The 16874-nt window shown below is 60.4% G+C and carries 12 protein-coding genes; 3 read left to right on the top strand and 9 right to left on the bottom strand.

The window, feature by feature from the left end:
- Window positions 1–130: 130 nt before the first annotated feature.
- The 5 genes from AC07N4_RS08355 to AC07N4_RS08335 form a co-directional block, all read right to left on the bottom strand.
- A complete protein-coding gene (locus AC07N4_RS08355; RefSeq protein ID WP_096819507.1) occupies window positions 131–832 on the bottom strand; it encodes an ABC transporter ATP-binding protein in 702 nt (233 codons plus the stop codon).
- Complete coding sequence (livG, locus tag AC07N4_RS08350) at window positions 833–1600, bottom strand: high-affinity branched-chain amino acid ABC transporter ATP-binding protein LivG (protein ID WP_096819506.1); 768 nt, start codon at window positions 1598–1600, stop codon at window positions 833–835. It abuts the gene before it with no gap.
- Window positions 1597–2853, bottom strand: coding sequence for a high-affinity branched-chain amino acid ABC transporter permease LivM (locus tag AC07N4_RS08345; protein WP_493065396.1), 1257 nt, complete (start codon window positions 2851–2853; stop codon window positions 1597–1599). The genes livG and AC07N4_RS08345 overlap by 4 nt, the downstream gene beginning before the upstream one ends.
- Window positions 2850–3773, bottom strand: a complete 924-nt coding sequence (livH, locus tag AC07N4_RS08340) for a high-affinity branched-chain amino acid ABC transporter permease LivH (protein ID WP_085729918.1) — start codon at window positions 3771–3773, stop codon at window positions 2850–2852. The genes AC07N4_RS08345 and livH overlap by 4 nt, the downstream gene beginning before the upstream one ends.
- A gap of 231 nt (window positions 3774–4004) precedes the next feature.
- Window positions 4005–5132: a branched-chain amino acid ABC transporter substrate-binding protein gene (locus tag AC07N4_RS08335; RefSeq protein WP_096819504.1), complete on the bottom strand. Its 1128-nt coding sequence runs from the start codon at window positions 5130–5132 to the stop codon at window positions 4005–4007.
- A 352-nt stretch (window positions 5133–5484) separates the two neighbouring features.
- Here AC07N4_RS08335 and AC07N4_RS08330 point away from each other — a divergent pair, with 352 nt between their 5' ends.
- Window positions 5485–5790, top strand: a complete 306-nt coding sequence (locus AC07N4_RS08330; RefSeq protein WP_096819503.1) for a DUF2288 domain-containing protein — start codon at window positions 5485–5487, stop codon at window positions 5788–5790.
- A gap of 293 nt (window positions 5791–6083) precedes the next feature.
- Here AC07N4_RS08330 and AC07N4_RS08325 read toward each other — a convergent pair whose 3' ends face one another.
- A complete protein-coding gene (locus AC07N4_RS08325; RefSeq protein ID WP_102621486.1) occupies window positions 6084–8285 on the bottom strand; it encodes a hypothetical protein in 2202 nt (733 codons plus the stop codon).
- Between the two features lie 197 nt (window positions 8286–8482).
- Between AC07N4_RS08325 and AC07N4_RS08320 the strand changes: the two genes are divergently transcribed.
- The gene (locus tag AC07N4_RS08320) at window positions 8483–9379 is read left to right on the top strand and encodes an NAD(P)-dependent oxidoreductase (protein WP_493065397.1); all 897 of its coding nucleotides are present in this window, start codon (window positions 8483–8485) and stop codon (window positions 9377–9379) included.
- Here AC07N4_RS08320 and AC07N4_RS08315 read toward each other — a convergent pair.
- Window positions 9270–11552, bottom strand: a complete 2283-nt coding sequence (locus AC07N4_RS08315) for a putative bifunctional diguanylate cyclase/phosphodiesterase (RefSeq protein ID WP_096819501.1) — start codon at window positions 11550–11552, stop codon at window positions 9270–9272. The two genes, AC07N4_RS08320 and AC07N4_RS08315, sit on opposite strands and share 110 nt — an antisense overlap.
- A 164-nt stretch (window positions 11553–11716) precedes the next feature.
- Window positions 11717–12070, bottom strand: coding sequence for a YkgJ family cysteine cluster protein (locus AC07N4_RS08310; protein ID WP_102621484.1), 354 nt, complete (start codon window positions 12068–12070; stop codon window positions 11717–11719).
- Window positions 12071–12372: 302 nt separating this feature from the next.
- Between AC07N4_RS08310 and AC07N4_RS08305 the strand changes: the two genes are divergently transcribed.
- On the top strand, window positions 12373–13722 hold the full coding sequence (locus tag AC07N4_RS08305; RefSeq protein WP_102621483.1) for a spinster family MFS transporter: 1350 nt from the start codon (window positions 12373–12375) through the stop codon (window positions 13720–13722).
- A 204-nt stretch (window positions 13723–13926) separates the two neighbouring features.
- Here AC07N4_RS08305 and rapA read toward each other — a convergent pair whose 3' ends face one another.
- A complete protein-coding gene (gene rapA / locus AC07N4_RS08300) occupies window positions 13927–16773 on the bottom strand; it encodes an RNA polymerase-associated protein RapA (protein WP_493065398.1) in 2847 nt (948 codons plus the stop codon).
- Window positions 16774–16874: the final 101 nt, after the last annotated feature.

Here is a 16874-nt window from a genome sequence, read left to right as displayed (position 1 = left end):
GGAACAAGCGATGTGCGCTTGCTTACCCCACTAGAGAAACGACCTGGCGATGCGTTACAGCGATCGCGAAAATAATTTTCAAAGCGCAAAAAAAACGGCCCGAAGGCCGTTTTTTGCTTAACGCAATCGATCAACCGCCGAGATACGCCTCGCGCACTTTCGGGTCGGTCAGCAGCGCTTCACCGGTGCCTTGCATCACCACCCGGCCGTTCTCAAGAACGTACGCACGGTCAGCGATTTTCAGCGCCTGGTTGGCGTTCTGCTCAACCAGGAACACCGTCACACCGTCCTTGCGCAGCTGTTCGATGATGTCGAAGATCTGCTGGATGATGATCGGTGCCAGGCCCAGCGACGGCTCGTCAAGCAGCAGCAGTTTCGGCTTGCTCATCAGCGCACGGCCGATGGCGAGCATTTGCTGTTCACCGCCGGACATGGTGCCGCCGCGCTGGTTGAAGCGTTCTTTCAGGCGTGGGAAAAGTCCGAGAACCTTGTCCATCTGTTCCTGATAGTCGCCCTTGTCGGTGAAGAATCCGCCCATGGACAGGTTCTCTTCGACGGTCAGTCGGGCAAACACCCGACGGCCTTCCGGCACCACGGCAATGCTCTTGCGCATGATCTGCGACGATTCCTGGCCGACCAGTTCCTCACCCATGTAGCGGATGCTGCCGCTGTGCGCCTGCGGCGAACCGCACAGCGTCATCAGCAGGGTGGACTTGCCGGCACCGTTGGCGCCGATCAGGGTCACGATCTCGCCCTGGCGGACTTCGACGTTGACGCTGTGCAGGGCCTGGATCTTGCCGTAGAAGGTGGAAACGTTTTCGAACTGCAGCATTTACGCTTCCCCCAGGTAGGCTTTGATCACTTCAGGATTGTCGCGGATCTGTTCCGGCGTGCCGTTGGCCAGAGGCGTGCCCTGGTTGATCACGACGATGTGGTCGGAAATGCTCATGACCAGTTTCATGTCGTGTTCGATCAGCAGCACGGTCACGTTGTGCTCTTCACGCAGCACGCTGATCAGCGCCTTGAGGTCTTCGGTTTCCTTCGGGTTCAGGCCGGCGGCCGGTTCGTCGAGCATGAGGATCCGCGGACGGGTCATCATGCAGCGGGCGATTTCCAGACGACGTTGCTGACCGTAGGCCAAGGTGCCGGCCGGACGGTTGGCGAATTCCTTGAGGTTGACCTTGTCCAGCCAGTATTCGGCGTATTCCATGGCCTCGCGCTCGCTTTTGCGAAACGCCGGGGTCTTGAACAGACCGGCCAGGAAGTTGGTGTTCAAGTGACGATGCTGGGCGATCAACAGGTTCTCGACCGCTGTCATGTCCTTGAACAACCGCACGTTCTGGAAGGTACGCACTACGCCTTTGAGGGCGATCTTGTGGCCCGGCAGGCCTTCGATCGACTCGCCGTCGAGCACGATGCTGCCGCCGCTCGGCTTGTAGAAACCGGTCAGGCAGTTGAACACGGTGGTCTTGCCCGCGCCGTTCGGCCCGATCAGTGCAACCACCTCTTTTTCCTTCACGGTCAGGGCCACGCCGTTGACCGCCAGCAGGCCGCCGAAGCGCATGCTCAGATTTTCGACTTTCAGGATCTCGCGGCTCATTTGCGCAGCTCCATGTGAGGACGTTGCATGGGCAGCAGACCTTGAGGTCGCCAGATCATCATCAGCACCATCAGGGCGCCGAACATCAGCATGCGGTACTCACTGAACTCACGCATCATTTCCGGCAACAGGATCATCACGACCGCGGCCAGTACGACGCCCAGCTGCGAGCCCATGCCGCCGAGCACCACGATGGCGAGAATGGTCGCCGACTCGATGAAGGTGAACGACTCCGGCGTCACCAGACCCTGACGGGCAGCGAAGAAGCTGCCGGCGAAACCGGCGAAGCAGGCACCCAGGGTAAACGCCGAGAGCTTGATGATCGTCGGATTCAGGCCCAGCGCGCGGCAAGCGATTTCGTCCTCGCGCAACGCTTCCCAGGCACGACCCAGGGGCATGCGCAGCAAGCGGTTGATGACGAACAGCGCGAACAGCGACAACAACACCGCGATCAGGTAAAGGAAGATCACCTTGTTCACCGGGTTGTAGGTCAGGCCGAAATACTCGTGGAAGGTCTGCATCCCCTCTGCGGCCGTCTTGTCGAAGGTCAACCCGAAGAGGGATGGCTTCGGAATGTTGCTGATGCCGTTCGGGCCGCCGGTGATCTCGGTGAGGTTACGCAGGAACAGACGGATGATTTCACCGAAGCCCAGCGTCACGATCGCCAGATAGTCACCGCGCAGACGCAGTACCGGGAAACCGAGCAGGAAGCCGAAGGTGGCCGCCATCAGTCCGGCGATCGGCAGGCAGATCCAGAAGCTCAGGCCGTAGTAGTGCGACAGCAGCGCATAACTGTAGGCGCCGACGGCATAGAAGCCGACGTAACCGAGGTCGAGCAGGCCTGCCAGGCCGACCACGATGTTCAGGCCGAGGCCGAGCATCACGTAGATCAGCACCAGCGTGGCGATATCCACCGCGCCGCGAGAGCCGAAGAACGGCCAGACCAGTGCACCGATGATCAGCGCAATGATGATCCAGCGCTGGGTGGTCGGCAGGGTCAGGAAGCTGCTGGCCTTGGCCGGCATCTTGGGCAGGTTCGGTGAGGATTTCCACGCCGCACCGATCTGCTGGTCGAACAACACTCGCAGGAACATCAGTACCGAGCAGACGGCAATGGTGATCAATGTCGAGGTACTGGTGCCATGCACTTCGAGGTTGATGCCGACGATGGTCAGCTTCAGACCGAGTACCGGGTAGGCCACCGCCCACACCAGCAGGGCGCTGAACAGCGCCTGTTTAAGATTCCTAGTCATACTTTCTCAACCTCCGGACGACCCAACAGGCCGGTTGGCCGGAACAACAGCACCAGAACCAGCAGGCCGAACGCCACGACGTCCTTGTACTGGTCGCCGAAGATATCGGCACCAAAGGCTTCCGCCACACCGAGCACCAGCCCGCCGAGCATGGCGCCGGGGATGCTGCCGATGCCGCCCAGTACCGCGGCGGTGAAGGCCTTGAGGCCGACGAGGAAACCGGCGTTCGGGTTGATCACGCCGTATTGCATGCTCAGCAGCACGGCCGCGATGGCCGCCAGCGCAGCACCGATGACGAAGGTCAGGGCGATGATGTTGTTGGTGTTGATGCCCAGCAGGTTGGCCATCTTGATGTCTTCGGCACAGGCACGGCAGGCGCGACCCAGGCGAGAGCGGGAGATGAACAGCGTCAGGCCGAGCATGGCGACCAGGGTCACCACGAACACCACGATTTGCATGTAGGAAATCAGCACTTCATGTGCGCCACCTGGCCCGATGGAGAAGTTGCCGGGGATCAGGTTGGGGATGGATTTGTCCTTGGAGTCTTGCGCCAGCAGAACCGTGTTCTGCAGGAAGATCGACATGCCGATGGCGGAAATCAGCGGGATCAGACGGTTGCTGCCGCGCAAGGGACGGTAGGCGACGCGTTCGATGCTGTAACCGTAGGCACTGGTCACGACGATGGTTGCGAGAAAAGCGGCGGTCATCAACAGTGGAACACTGTCGAGTCCCATCATGGACAGCCCGGCGATGGCGATGAAGGCCACGTAGGAGCCGATCATGTAAACCTCGCCGTGGGCGAAGTTGATCATTCCAATGATGCCGTAGACCATCGTATAGCCGATGGCGATCAGGGCATACGTGCTGCCAATGGTCATGCCATTAACCAGCTGTTGGAAGAAGTGATAGATGTCAGGCATTACAGCGCTCCTAAAAACCTGATACGCATTTCACTGGTGGAGTCATTTTCCCGCCCGGCCCCGTGGATCTTTATCCACTTCGAATCCGGGTTTTGCCAGCGAACCGCTGATGACGGTTTTGAGATTTTCAGGTGGGGAGACTGGCGGATCACGCCAGCGCGGCCCAATACATTCGTAAAACAAAGCCCACGGCACGCCGTGGGCTTTATTGGCAGTCAGTCAGGCAGCGCCTTACTGAGGCGAAACTTCGGTTTTAGGTTTGCCGAAGTGCCACTCGTAGACCACGAATTTGAAGTCCTTCAGGTCGCCCTTGGCATCGAAGCTCAGGTCGCCGGTCGGGGTCTTGAAGGTGCCGGCGTGAATGGCAGCCGCCACTTTCGCAGGGTCTTCGGATTTGGCAGCGGCGATACCGCCGGCAATCACTTCAACCGCCGAGTAGGAAGGGAACACGAACGGGCCGCTCGGGTCTTCTTTCTTCGCCTTGAATGCATCCGCCAGGGCAACGTTGGCCGGATCCTGGTCGAAGGACTTCGGCAGGGTCACCAGCAGGCCTTCGGACGCGTCCTTGGCGATCTGCGAGATGGAGTCGTTACCCACGCCTTCCGGACCCATGAACTTGGCTTTCAGGCCTTTTTCCTGGGACTGACGCAGGATCAGGCCCAGCTCTGGGTGGTAGCCGCCGTAGTAGACGAAGTCGACGTTGGCTTGCTTGAGCTTGGAGATCATCGAGGAGAAGTCTTTGTCGCCGGCGTTGACGCCTTCGAACACGGCAACCTTGACGCCTTTGCCTTCCAGGGTTTTCTTCACGGCGGTGGCGATGCCTTCACCGTATTGCTGTTTGTCGTGCAGAACAGCAACGATTTTCGGTTTCACGTGATCGGCAATGTAGTTACCGGCGGCAGGGCCCTGGGCGCTGTCCAGACCGATGGTGCGGAACACCATTTTGTAACCACGGCTGGTGATGTCCGGGCTGGTGGCAGCCGGGGTGATCATGATCACGCCTTCGTCTTCGTAAACGTCCGAAGCAGGCTGAGTGGAGCTGGAGCACAGGTGACCGACCACGAACTTGACGCCGTCGTTGACGACCTTGTTCGCAACGGCTACCGCTTGTTTCGGGTCGCAAGCGTCATCGTATTCAACGGCTTCGAGCTTCTTGCCGTCGACGCCGCCCTTGGCGTTGATCTGTTCGATGGCCATTTTGGCGCCACTGAACTGCATGTCGCCGTACTGGGCTACCGGGCCGGTTTTAGGGCCGGCGATACCGATCTTGATGGTGTCAGCTGCGAACGAATGGCTGGCAACCCCGGCCAGTACCATAGCGGCAAACAGTTTGGAAATCTGCTTAGTAGCCTTAGTCATAGTGCTCCACTCTTACTGTTGTATTTTTTTAGAGTCCTGACGCCGTAGCAGCAGAACCGGGCCAGATATCATCGCGATATCGTCCGGAAATGCCCCCGGCAACTGTACCGGTACAGTGTAGAGCGCCGGTTGTTGGCCTGGGAAGCTGGCGCCCAGGGGCAAATTCTGGAGATGTCGCTTTAATGAAAGAAAAAGACAGAATTGCGGCGGGACGTTCAGAGGGCTTATACCCCAATCATCAGCATTCCCTGGCCTTCCTGCTCTTTTCGTTCGGTACAGCCTTTTACAACCGGGTTTTTCTGCCGGACCACCGACGTTATCATTCGCGCCGATTTCTTTTCCGGACAGTCCCATGAATCAAGAACCTAGCACCCTCTATGCCAAGCTGCTTGGTGAAACCGCATCTATTACCTGGAAGGAGCTGGAGCGCTTCTACGCCCAGGGTGCCCTATTGTGGGTCGACGCTGACCTGGATTTGATCGCCGTGGCCGAGGCCGTGGCATCGGATCAAGGCGAGAAAGTCGCTGCCTGGCTGGCCGAAGACAAAGTCGCCAAGCTGTCTGAAACGCGGGCGCTGGATATTTTTGAACGTGATCCGCAGATGTGGGCGGTCGTGGTTCGGCCATGGATTCTGGTCCAGGAAAGGGCGTCTGCCTGAGGTGGCGCACCTTGTTGGTGCGCGCGATCGCCGAGGAAAAGTGTGTAGCCGAGTAGCGTGATGGCACGTTGCCGTAGAGAAATGCCACAAGCGGGGGTGGCATAACGGTGACGTAAACGTAACGGGCACAGTTTAGTAAGCAGCCTAACGGCTGCTTAATTGTTTCTGGATGTTGGAAAGGCTGAATACATCGGGGAATTCGAGGGCCTCATCGCAAGCAGGCTCGCTCCCACAGGGAATGTTTTCCAATGTGGGAGCGAGCCTGCTCTCGATGGGAGAGCCTCGGTCTGGTGTCAGACCGAGTAAGTCTTGCCAGTATGGTTATTCAGCGAAATGACCTTGGTCTTGCCGATCCGGTGGCGGTAGATCTCGCGCAGGTACTTGATCGACTTCTTCACGCAATCGCGCGACAGGCGGATGTCGTTGATCGAGACAAACTTCTCTTTGTCGTTGATCAGCTCGCGGTACTTCTTCTCGTACATCGGTTTGATCGCGTACCAGTTGGTATCGAGGATCTTCGCCGGGTTCTCGAATTCGTTGAGCAGTTCGTCGATACGGTCTTCGTCGAATTCTTCATTGATGATGAAGTCGAGGATCGAGTTGTCCAGGGTCTCGTCGAAACGGTACGGGTTCTTCGCGAAGCAACGCTTGATGAACGCTACGATCAGGGTCAGGAAGTCGTCCGACAGACACGGGCTCTTGGCGATCAGGGTGGTCAACGACAGGTTGGCCGAGGCGCCGATCACCAGTGCGTAACGCTTGAGCGTGGTGTTGGGGAACAGGCTGTTGAGGTGGGTCTTCAACCGGTTCAGGTCCATGTACGACAGTTTGTAGTCTTTCGGCAGCGAAACGATCGAGACCACCGACGAGCAGTTCTTGAAGAAGTGCAGGTCATGCAGCGCAGCGGCGTCGTAGCCGGAGTTCTTGTACTGCTCAAGCGAGGCGCGATAACGCTTGGATTCGATCGGCAGCAGGCTGATGCCTTCGATGGCCTGGGTGACCTTGTTGAAGTGCGGCAGGTCGATCGAACGGAAGAACAGGTCGTCGATGTTCAGGCGCTGTGGCTCTTTGTCGAACACCTTGAACTTGTCGCTGCTCGGCGGCGGGGTTTCCGGCACCACGGATTCTGCGTAGGCAATCGCCACCGGGCCGGCCAGACTCATGAACAGGTCGTTGGCGTCCAGGCGAATGGTCTCGCCGATGTCGATGCCGGCACGACGGAAATAGTTCTGGTCGTAGTCGGTCGTGACCGCCTGGGCCGTCAGAATGTTGAAGATCTGTTGCGAGATGTACTGGTTGGCGTGCTTCTCCATCGCATTGACATCAATGTTCTGGATATTGCCGTCATCACTCTCTTCGGCGTAACGCATGATGTCGTTGGAGATCAGCATCATCGCGTTCCATGGGCGGATACGGCCCATGACGCTGGCTTCGCTGCTGTCTTCGTTGGCGAAGTTGTACGAGAAATCCCATTCTTCCGAGAGGTATTTGCACAGCAGGCGACCGGCGTTGATGTGCAGCGCCTCGGACATTTCGCTGCGGTGGTCGGAAATGTTCGGCAGCACGCAGATGCCGCTGGTGAAGATCGGCTCGAACACGAACGAATGACCGCTCTTGCCGTCATGTTCGTCCATCGGCTTGGTGTCGAACGTCTTGTTCATGTACGAGTGCTGCTGGGCCAGGCCGAATTCCGAGGCCATGCCCGAACCGGTACCGCCGCCGGCACTGAAGATCGAGAAATACAGGCGCGACTGGTTGGCCTTGATGCCGCAGCTGTCGATCAGGTACGAGTGGATCATTTTCCAGTCAGGGCTGGAGAAACGCTGGGTATCCTTGTTCAGGATGATCTTCGCCAGATACTGGCCGAGGATCGGCGCGTTACCGGCGCCGCCGGCGTGGACTTCGGACAAGTCCATGATCTTCATTTTGCTGTAGTCGCGCAGGAAGCCGCTTTTCTCGCCCTTGCGCGAAAAACGGATGCGCCCGGCAATGTCTTTGTCCAGGTCGCCGAGCATCACCAGCGGCTCGACCAGGAACACCGGTTTGGTCGACTTGTTCGGGCCGATCCGCAGGTTCTGCTTGATCCACTGGGCCGGGCTGTAGCCTTTGTCGGTCGCCAGACGCCGGTCAGCCGCGCGATCTTCGTTGTTGAATTCGTTGAGGTAGAACTTGCGCGCGTTGTACACCAGCTCCGCCACGTCGAGGGCAATGTTGGAGCCGCAGCGACCGAGGCCGATCAGGCACACCGACGGGAATTCCTGATCGTTGTGCTGCTCGTTGTCGCCTTCCAGGTGCGGCGGGCGCGGGAACACCAGGTCACGCAGGCCATCGAGGTTGTCGAGGATGCGGTCGGTGTTGGTTTCGGTGAAATACAGGTATTGCTGGGTGCCCAACGGGCGCGAAGGAGGCAATGGCTTCATCGGGGCAGGGCTGTTCGCTGCTGGGCTCAGGGTCAGATCGGATACCGCAGTGGCCGGATTGTTTTTAGAAGTCATTGTGCGCCATATACCTGGACTGGTTGGTTCGGCGACCGGTGTCGTCGAGCCTCACGGAATGGGAATCTCGCGTCTTTTTACTGCGCGTATTTGGCCCGTGCGTCAGGGGTCTGGCCTGAGTGCCGCGCGGGGGAATCCTTTCCTGATTGATGATGGATCGGCCATTATTCGGCGATCTTTAATCAAAAGGAGGCTAAATGATGTCAACGCTACCTTCGTTGGGGTTTGCCGGAATCGGTCTGATGGGCCTGCCGATGTGCCGGCGTCTGCTGGCAGCGGGTTATCCGCTGACCGTGTGGAACCGTAACCCGGACAAATGCGCGCCGCTGGTCGAGGCCGGTGCCCGGCAGGTGGCGACGCCCGCCGAGCTGTGTCGGCACGCCGATGTGGTGATGCTGTGCCTGGCTGACACGGCGGTGGTGCGTGAGGTGGTGTTTGGCACGGCCGGAGTCGCCGAGGGTGCGAAGCGCGGTCAGTTGCTGGTGGATTTTTCCAGCCTGGAACCGACGGCGACTCGCGAGATGGCGGCTGAGTTGGCCGATAAGGCCGGCATGACATGGCTCGATTCACCGGTGTCCGGCGGCGTGGTCGGGGCCGAGGCTGGCAGTCTGGCGATCATGGTGGGCGGCGATGCAGCGGATCTTGATCGCGTACGCCCGGTGTTGCTCGCCCTCGGTCAGCGCGTCACGCACATGGGCGGCGTCGGCGCCGGCCAGGTGACCAAGGCCTGCAACCAGATGATCGTCGCGTGCAATGCGCTGGTGATTGCCGAAGTGGTCGCGCTGGCCGAGCAGTCCGGTGTCGACGCCAGTCTGATCGCCGAGGCACTGGCCGGTGGTTTCGCCGATTCGAAGCCGTTGCAGATCCTCGCCCCGCAAATGGCCGAAAGCCGTTTCGAACCGGTGAAATGGCACGTGCGCACGCTGCTCAAGGATCTCGACACGGCGGTGAAGTTTTCTCGCGAAGTGGGCTCGGCCACGCCGATCAGCGGATTGGCCGCACAACTGATGCGCCTGCATGGGGCGCAGGGCTTTTTGGCGAAAGATCCATCAACACTGGTGAAAATGTACCGCGAGCCAGCGTCAGCGGATTGACCGCGTGGGAGTGTTTGCGCTGATTGATCTCTTCCAGGACCGGGCGCAGTTCGTCCAGCGGCACCGGACGGCTGAGCAGGTAGCCCTGAATGAAGTCGCAGCCCGAACGTTCGAGGAATTCGTATTGCTCCAGGCTTTCCACGCCTTCGGTGACCACCTGCAAGTGCAGGGTGTGGGCCATGACAATGATCGCCTGGACGATTTCCATGTCGGCGGTGGCTTTGGGAATATCGAGGATAAATGAGCGGTCGACTTTCAGTGTGTTGAGCGGCAGTCGCTTGAGGTAGGCCAGCGACGAATAACCGGTGCCGAAATCATCAATCGACAACGACACGCCCAGGGCGCGGATCTGCCGCAACAGCACCAGCGTGTTGGCGATGTTGCCCATCAGGGCGTTCTCGGTCACCTCCAGCTCCAGCCGTTCGGGGGAAACGCCGGCGCTGCGCAAGGCGTGTTCGATTTCATTGGCCAGTTCTTCCCGGGCCAGATTCAGCGGTGAGCAGTTCCAGGCGATCTTCAGGTCATCACAACCATGGCGCGACAATTCGCCAAGGTCTTCACAGGCCTTGCGCAACACCCAGTTGTCCAGTTCGGCGATCAGGCCGTTGTTTTCGGCGATGGCGATAAAGCGATCCGGGGTCAGCAGGCCGTGCACCGGGTGCTGCCAGCGAATCAGCGCTTCAAGCTTGGTGACCTTGCCGGTCTTCAGTTCGAAGATCGGCTGGTAATACAGCATCAGCCCGTTCTCTTCGCGCAGGGCAAGACGCAGTTCTTCTTCCAGTTGCAGCTCCAGGCTTGCGCGGTTTTTCAGGTTGGAATCGAAAAAGTGCACGCCGTTGCGTCCAGCGCCCTTGGATTGATACAGCGCCAGGTCCGCGTGCTTGAGCAGTTCATCACAGGTGGTGCCGTCTTCGGGAAACAGGCTGATGCCGATGCTGGTGGTCATCACCATGCGCCGCCCGGCCAGTTCGATCGGCTCCTTCATCTTGAGCATGATGCGCTGGGCCAGGTTGCGTGCTTCTTCGCGGTCGCGCAGGCCGATCAGGATGCAGAATTCGTCGCCGCCGAAACGGGCGACCACGTCTTCATGGCCGCGCACCGAACCTTTGATGTGCTGGGCGATGACTTTGAGGAGCTCGTCGCCGGCATCATGGCCGAGGCTGTCGTTGATGCGTTTGAAGTGATCGATGTCGAGAAACATCACCGCGAGCATGCCGCCCTCGGTGGATTTCTGGCTGAGCTTTTCAGCGAAGAGCTGGTTGAAACCGCGACGGTTGATCAGGTTGGTCAGGGCGTCGTAATTGGCCGCCTGCTGCAGCGACATCCGCGCCTGATCGAGCTGGCTGAGCAACATGTTGACCCGGCGCAGGTCCTGTTCCTTGTTCTGCAGTTTCTTGTCGGCCAGGGCTGCGCTGATGGCGCTGCCGAGGATCAGCAGGGTGATAAAGGCGACGGTGAGCCCCAGTTGCAGATGGCTGGAGTCGACCTTCAGTGTGGGAATGCTCCCCTCCGGGAGGACCAGATGCAACGCCGCCATGCCGGTAAAGTGCATGCTGATGATGCCGGCCCCGAGAATCAATGTGGCCACATATTTGAGCATCTGGTTGTGCAGGCCGCTGCCTTCACGCAAATTCCCGGCCACCCACAGGGCGGCGAAACTGGCACCGATTGCAATCAGGATCGACAGTCCGAACAGGGTCGGGTCGTAGTAGGCCGTGGCCGCCGATTGCATGGCGGCCATGCCGACGTAGTGCATGCCGGCGATGCCCAGGCCGATGACGATGGCGGTCTTGAGGTATTGCAGCAGACTGGGCTGCGGCTCACTCAGCGTGTGCATGGCCAGCCAGGAGGCCAGCACGGCGATCAGCAGGGAAAACAGGGTGATGGACTGGTCGTACTGGATGTCGATCGGCGTCTGGAACGCCAGCATGCTGATGAAATGCATGGCCCAGATGCCACCGGCCAGGCAGGTGGCCCCGATCCAGCGCCAGATCCTGCGTGATCCGGGGTCTTCGGCATGGCCGACGCGTTCCGCCATGTCGAGGGTAGCGAAGCTTGCGGCGCAGGCCACCAGATAGGCGATCAGCACCAGCAAGGGATTGTGTGTGCAATTGAGAATGACCTGCCCGCTCTCCGGCAGCTCGGCAACAAACTGCAAACCAAGCCACTCCATAGCATGCCCCGTCTCTGAGTGCTTCCTTACTGCGTCATCAACGCAGGCGAATGAATGCAGTATAGAGGCCGATTTCGGGGCGCAAGCGGTGGTGGCACATTGGCTCTAATGATTTTGGCATGAGCGTCATAGCGATTGGCGCTAAGCCTCGTACGCTCGGTAGCTCAGGCGACTTCGTTCCAGTGCGGTTGCAATGGCGGCAGGCCAAAACGGGCACGCGCCTTGTCGCAGTCGGTGTTCTGCTCGCCGTTTTCCCATGACGCCTCGAACTCGCGGCAAGGGCTGGAACGCTTGTCGTAGATCGTGCAGGCCACCGATTTTCCGACGTCGCCTTCCAGCGCGGTGCAGCGCGGCGCCTTGCGGTCGGTACCGATCATCGCGACCCGGCTGGGCGTGATCTGGGTGACCAGTTCATCGGGTACGGTCCCGCCGGAGGATGCGCATTCCCCCCAGAAAAATGAAACACGAAAATGGGAACAGCAGGCACCGCAACTCAGACACGGACTGACTTCGGACATTAGGGGGGCATCAAAGGGATTGATCGGCAGGATCCGGACGGATCCGGCGGCCATTCTAGGCTTTGCCACGGCGTTGGGAAGGGGGGCGTGAAAGTATTTTTTCATTGCCGGATTTTTCCGCAAAACCCCCGGTTTTCGGGGGATTCGAAGCATTTCAAGGGCTTACGTTTCGTTACACGGCCATGGCCCGTCATCAGGCTGACGAATGATCACAGACAGTCCCGACGAGCGTGACTAGATTGCAGGTTCCGGGCTCGGATGCGTCGGCAGTGAAGCCCTATAACAATAAAAGAGACGGACCCATGCAGAACTCGACCCAAGCGGCGAATGCCTGGCGCATTCTGTTCCTGCTGTTCCTCGCCAACCTGTTCAATTTCTTCGATCGCACCATCCCCGCGATCATCATCGAGCCGATCCGCATGGAATGGCACCTCAGCGACTTTCAGCTGGGGATCGTCGGCACCGCATTCACCATCGTCTATGCCATCGCCGGCCTGCCGCTGGGGCGCATGGCCGACACCGGCTCGCGCAGCAAGCTGATGGGCTGGGGGCTGGCGACCTGGAGCGCGTTGACGGCGGTCAACGGCCTGGTCGGCAGTTTCTGGAGTTTCCTGCTGGTGCGCATGGGCATCGGCATCGGTGAGGCCAGTTACGCGCCCGCCGCCAACTCGCTGATCGGCGACCTGTTCCCGGCGCACCGTCGTGCGCGGGCCATGGGCATCTTCATGCTGGGCTTGCCGTTGGGCCTGCTGCTGGCGTTTTTCACTATCGGCGCGATGGTCAAGGCGTTCGACAGCTGGCGTGCGCCGTTCTTTATTGCTGCCGTGCCGGGGTTGCTGCTGGCGGTGTTCATGTTTTTCATCAAGGAACCCAAGCGCGGCGCGGCGGAGACTGTGCAAGTGTCGCAGGAGAAAGTCGACAAGCCGATCCGCCGGATTCTCGCGGTGCCGACTTTTCTGTGGCTGGTGATGGCCGGGTTGTGCTTCAACTTCGCCACGTATGCCTGTAACTCGTTTTTGGTGCCGATGCTCCAGCGCTATTTTCTGATGCCGTTGCAGGAAGCGGCAGTGGCCACGGGGCTGATCGTCGGCGTGACCGGACTGATCGGCCTGACGCTCGGCGGCTGGATCGCCGACAAGATCCATCAGCGCGTGGCTAACGGGCGGCTGCTGTTTGCGGCGTTCAGCCTGATCATTTCCACCGTGTGCACCGCTTGGGCACTGCACGCCGGGCGGATCGAGATCGGTGTGTTTGTCGCGCTGTTCAGTGTCGGCTGGCTGTTTGCCTATAACTTCTACACCTGCGTCTACACGGCGATTCAGGACGTGGTCGAACCGCGCCTGCGGGCCACGGCGATGGCGCTGTTCTTTGCCGGGTTGTATTTGCTGGGCGGTGGTCTGGGGCCGGTGGTGGTCGGTGGTTTGTCCGATCACTTTGCCAAGTCGGCCATGATTTCGGCGGGCGCCGAGCAGATGACCGAGGCGTTCAAGGCGGTCGGCCTGCATGACGCGATGTACCTGATCCCGGTGGCACTGTTCCTGACCATGGTGTTTCTGTTTCTGGCGGCGCGGTGTTTTGTGCGGGATGCGAAGCGGATGAAGGAGGGCTTGGTGGCGGTGGTTGAGCCTGAGGGTGCAGCGGTCACGGCCTAAGGTTTGATCGTTCCCACGTCGAGGCGTCGAACCGTCCGCGTGGGAATGCAGCCCGGGACGCTCTGCGTCCCATTCGAGAGCTGGAACGCGGAGCGTCCCTTGAGGCATTCCCACGCGGAGCGTGGGAACGATCGGCGGGGCAGACAAACAAAAAGGCCCGCATCGCTGCGGGCCTTTTCATGTGTGGCGGAGGAGCAGGGCGGTTTAACCCGCTACCAGCACCCGGATCGCTTCCAGTCGCAGCGCCGCCTTGTCGAGCATGGCCAGGCCTTGCTCGCGCTGTTTGCGCAGGGCAACCAGTTCGCTGTCGCGCACGGTCGGGTTGACCGCTTGCAACGCAGTCAGGCGTGCCAGTTCTTCGTCGGTGTCGGCCGCCAGACGACGGCGGGCCTCGGCCACGCGCTCGGCGTGACGCGGGGTGATTTTTTCTTCACCGGCGTTGATCCGTGGCGTCAGCTGATCACGCTGGGCCTGGATGAACTTGTTGGCGCTGGCGCGTGGCACGCTTTCCAGTTGATCGTTCAGGGTTTCGAACGCCACACGGGCCGACAGGTCGTTGCCATTGGCATCGAGCAGGCAGCGCAGGGCGGCCGGTGGCAGGTAGCGGCCCAGTTGCAGGGCGCGCGGAGCCACCACTTCGCTGACGTACAGCAGTTCCAGCAGGACAGTGCCTGGCTTGAGTGCCTTGTTCTTGATCAGCGCGACGGCGGTGTTGCCCATCGAACCGGACAGCACCAGATCCATGCCGCCCTGCACCATTGGGTGTTCCCAAGTGATGAACTGCATGTCTTCGCGCGACAGCGCCTGGTTGCGGTCGTAGGTGATGGTCACGCCTTCGTCGTCGCCCAGCGGGAAGCTGGCGTCGAGCATTTTCTCGCTCGGCTTGAGGATCAGGGCGTTTTCCGAATGGTCTTCGCTGTCGATGCCGAACGCGTCGAACAGGGTTTCCATGTAGATCGGCAGCGCGAACTGATCGTCTTGCTCGAGGATGTCCTCGACCAGCGCTTCACCTTCGCCGGCACCGCCGGAGTTGAGTTCCAGCAGGCGGTCACGACCGGTGTGCAGCTCGGCTTCCAGACGCTCACGCTCGGTGCGTGCTTCGTCGATCAGCGTCTGCCACTCGCCATCGTCAGCCTCTTCCAGCAGCGGCAGCAGGCGCGGGCCGAACTGATGCTGCAAGGCGTTGCCGGTCGGGCAGGTGTTGAGGAACGCGTTCAGTGCTTCGTGATACCACTGGAACAGACGCTCTTGCGGGCTGGTTTCCAGGTACGGCACGTGCAGTTCGATGATGTGTTTCTGGCCGATCCGGTCCAGACGACCGATGCGCTGCTCCAGCAGGTCCGGGTGCGACGGCAGATCGAACAGCACCAGGTGATGCGCGAACTGGAAGTTGCGACCTTCACTGCCGATTTCCGAGCAGATCAGCACCTGCGCGCCGAACTCTTCGTCGGCGAAGTAGGCGGCGGCGCGGTCACGCTCAAGGATGTTCATGCCTTCATGGAACACCGTGGCCGGGATGCCGGAACGTACGCGCAGGGCGTCTTCCAGGTCCATCGCGGTTTCGGCGTGGGCGCAGATCACCAGTACCTTGGTGCGCTTGAGCATTTTCAGCTGATCGATCAGCCACTCGACGCGCGGGTCGAATTTCCACCAGCGTTCTTCTTCGCTGGCATCCGGCTGGGCCTGGAAGCTGACTTCCGGGTACAGCTCGGCGTGATCGCCCAGTGGCAGTTCGAGGTATTCGTCCGGGCACGGCAGCGGGTACGGGTGCAGTTTGCGCTCCGGGAAACCCTGTACGGCGGCGCGGGTGTTACGGAACAGCACGCGGCCGGTGCCGTGACGGTCGAGCAGTTCACGCACGAGGCGGGCGCTGGCTTCGGTGTCGCCATCGTTGACGGCGGTCAGCAGGGCTTCACCTTCGTTGCCGAGGAAACCGTGGATGGTCTTGTGTGCGGCAGGAGACAGGCGCCCCTTGTCCAGCAGCTCCTGAACGGCTTCGGCCACCGGGCGATAGTTCTCGCTTTCGGCGCGGAAGGCAGCCAGGTCATGGAAACGGTTCGGGTCGAGCAGGCGCAGACGGGCGAAGTGGCTGTCCTGGCCGAGTTGTTCCGGGGTGGCGGTGAGCAGCAGCACGCCGGGAATGACTTCAGCCAGTTGTTCGACCAGCGAGTATTCCGGGCTGACTTTCTCTTCGTGCCAGACCAGGTGGTGTGCTTCGTCGACGACCAGCAGATCCCAGCCGGCAGCGAACAGGGCGTCCTGGGCCTTTTCGTCGTCGACCAGCCACTCCAGCGCCACGAGGGCAAGCTGGGTGTCTTCAAACGGGTTGACGGCATCGCTTTCGATGAAGCGTTCTTCGTCGAACAGCGCGACCTCAAGGTTGAAGCGGCGGCGCATTTCCACCAGCCACTGGTGCTGGAGGTTTTCCGGCACCAGGATCAGCACGCGACTGGCGCGACCCGACAGCAGTTGGCGATGGATCACCAGACCGGCTTCGATGGTCTTGCCCAGACCCACTTCGTCCGCCAGCAGAACCCGTGGTGCGATGCGATCGGCGACTTCACGGGCGATGTGCAACTGGTGAGCAATTGGCTGTGCACGCACGCCACCCAGGCCCCAGAGCGCAGACTGCAACTGGCGGCTGGTGTGTTCCAGGGTGTGGTAGCGCAGGGAGAACCACGACAGCGGGTCGATCTGGCCGGCGAACAGACGGTCGCTGGCCAGACGGAACTGAATGAAGTTCGACAGCTGGGTTTCCGGCAGGGTGACGGCTTCGTTCTCGGCGTTCAGACCGTGATAGACGAGCAGGCCATCGACGTCCTCGACTTCGCGCACGGTCATCTTCCAGCCTTCGAAGTGGGTAATGGAGTCGCCCGGCGAGAATCGCACGCGGGTCAGGGGCGCATTCCTTAGCGCGTACTGGCGGGTTTCGCCAGTGGCCGGGTAAAGCACGGTCAACAAGCGGCCGTCCTGTGCCAGAACGGTGCCTAAACCAAGCTCTGCTTCGCTGTCACTGATCCAGCGTTGCCCCGGTTGATACTGCTGCGCCATGCTGCCTGACTCCCACCTTGAAAAAGCGGGCTATCTTAACGGAATGAGGCCCTGAGGCCAAAGGATTAGGCGTCGCGTGCGGCTATTAAATGCCGACGGCC

This window comes from Pseudomonas sp. GW821-FHT09E04 (assembly GCF_059416185.1).
The sequence above is the reverse complement of the archived record's forward strand: the minus strand, read 5'-3'. Positions and strand labels throughout refer to the sequence as shown.